The 2,660-nt window shown below is 58.6% G+C and carries 1 protein-coding gene; it reads right to left on the bottom strand.

Annotated elements, in window-relative coordinates; genetic code table 11:
* The coding region (locus LW884_10910) for a hypothetical protein (GenBank protein MCE3008837.1) at window positions 1-2,587 on the bottom strand (2,587 nt) is incomplete at its 3' end.
* Window positions 2,588-2,660 lie beyond the last annotated feature (73 nt).

Genomic DNA, 2,660 nt, shown 5'->3' with positions numbered 1-2,660 from the left:
TGGCATCCTCAAAGTCTTCTTCGTACGGGCCGCCGGACAGGGCAATGTTGGGCACCCGGACCGTAATGCTGCTGCGCACGGTGTCGTTGCCCCGGATCGGGTCCGTATTCAGGTTGGTATTGATGCGGATGCTGTAGGTGCCTACGCGACTCAGGTCTACGGTGCCAATCTGGAAATCTACCGTGCCACTGGGTGCGATGTCATTGGGCATCGTAACGCTATAGGTCTGCTGGGGGCCGGGGCCATCTACCACCGCCTGGATGGGCACATCGGCGGTCAGTGTCTGGCAGCTGCGGTTAAACACGCGCACCACCAGCGGCGTATTGGGGCCATAGGCGCAGCTGCCGGCATTGCCGGGCGCGGGGCTTACCACGGCAGTGGGGCTTACATCGGGCCCTACATTGCGGATCGTGAAGTTGTCGATCGCAAACTGGGGATTGGCACCAGACCCCTGCGAAACTTCAAATCGGAATTTCACACAGGCCGCATTCCCCACATCCCGGCACACCGGATAGGATACATGCAGCCAACCCGGCACTACACGCGGCACATTAGAAAACTGCGAGCCGCCAAAAGCAGCGATAAAAGTGCCTGTGTTACCATTGAAATATTGCGCCTTGGTGTAGAAGTCTGGATAGGCAGGATCATTACCACCCAGGGTACGCCATGTTCCGTCGTCATTTCGCTGATACTGAACCACCATTCGCTTAGCCTCTGCTGCGCTCAGCTTGAGGTCAAACTCCAGCATCATATTGCTGTTGGCTGGTAGGTTGCTGAAGTTGAAGCTGGGGGTCTCCAGCTGCACATCCCCATTGCGGCGGTAGAGCAGATACCAGGCTCGGCCTTCGCTTGCGTCCACATTGCCAGCTCCGTTTGCGAAGCCCGCATAGCCGGCGGGCAGGGTACCGTTCTTCCAATAGTTCGCATTCGGATCCGTGCCGGTGGGGCGTATGGCCACGAAGAAATCGTTACGCTGGGCATCGTTCTCAAAGTCGGCTACGAAGTTGCCCAGGTTCAGGTCGATGGGCTGAGTCTGGCGGTTCTGCACCAGGGTGTTGTCGCCGTCATTCAGGGCGGCATTCAGTTCTCCGGCCGGAGCGGTTATCCGGGCCGTAAGGGTGTATTCGCCATCTGTACTCATGTTTGCCGTACCGGGTAGGGTGTAGTAGAAGATAAAGTTTGGGTCATTGGCTACGGGCAGGCTAGCGATGGTGCCATTCAAGGTTTGACTGCTGCCGCCCGGGCCATCCACCTGCACCGAAATGGGCAGGTTCAGGATGGACATACAGGCTTCGTTGCGCAGCATCACCGTTATCTGCTCGGCAGCGCCCAGGCCGGCGCACCTGCCGTTGGTAGGGCCCGTAATGTTCTCGATAGCGATATTGTAGGGACGGGCACCCCCTATGCGGAAATTATCGATAGCGAAATGCTGCGGAATCACAGTGCTAATCATATCCACTACGAAACGGAACTGCACACACCCACGGCCGGATGCCTGGCATAGTTCCGTACCCGTATAGCTGGCCTGCTGCCAGTCGCTCCGGGTGGTTCTGAATTGGGTGCCCGAAGAGCCCGTGGGCGTACCAAATCCGGGAGAATTCCAGGCACTGGGAGCAAGCCCGTAAAAACTGGCAGCGGCATTGGTCCCCAGATTGGTCCAGCCTTGGGTACCTGTGGCATCTGTATAGCGATACTGAACTGTCACGCCACTCTGGCCAAGCATATTCATCTTGAAATCGAAGCTAATGGTGGGCTGATTGATCTGGCTCAGGTCGAAAATGGGGGTGTACAGCTCGAAGTTTCGGTAGTACGAGTCAGTCCATAGGTTTGGATCCGGATCTCGGCCATTTACCTCCAGGTACCAGGCTTCGCCGTGGGTGGCATCCACGTCATCGCTCGGGTCGGCGGGGGTTCCGCCATTGTAGGCAGCATAGCCAGCAGGTAGCGGCCCCTGCCGCCAGAAGTTGGTACGGTTGTTTTGGAACCCAAAACTACTATTGGCCGTGGGTACAAATCCCTGGTTGCCACTATTGAAGTCGGCCAGGTAGGAGCTGGCTACCGTTACGGGTGTCTGGCTGGTGCGCACGGTCCAGGTCAGTACGTCGTCAGTGGCATTATTGTCTCCCGGCTGGGGGGTTAGGGTGGCCGTCAGGGTGTAGTCGCCCGGCGTGTCCAAGTTGATGTTGTCCGGGAAGGTCAGGTACGCCCGCCCCTGCTTGGGTACGGTAACCGTGCCGCTGGAGGTACCCACCACCCCGGCACCTGCGCGGCTTACGCTCAGGGCCACAGGCAGGTTCACCACCGGGCGGCAGGCGGTATTCTCCAGCATAATGGTTACCGGCTCGGCAGCCCCCAAATCGGCACATTCAGTGCTGGCTTGGCCAAAACGAAAAGGCCGGTTAAAGTTGACAATGCCCACGGTAAAGGCCTTGGGGTCGCCGATGCGGAAATTGTCAATAGCGAAGTGGGCGGGTGTGCAGCCCGCATCTACCAAATCGGTTGTCAACCGGAACTGCACACAGCTATTGCCACTCAGGGGGCACAGGTCGTACTGCACCTGTAGCCAGCCGGACTGGGTATTGCGCACGGCACAGCTGCCCGATGACGAGGGGCCACCCCATGCCCCAAAAGGATCCCAAGCTGCCCGGAGGGCATTGTTA

This window comes from Bacteroidota bacterium, from assembly GCA_021300195.1.
GTDB lineage: Bacteria > Bacteroidota > Bacteroidia > J057 > JAJTIE01 > JAJTIE01.
This window is presented reverse-complemented; position numbering and strand designations above follow the sequence as displayed.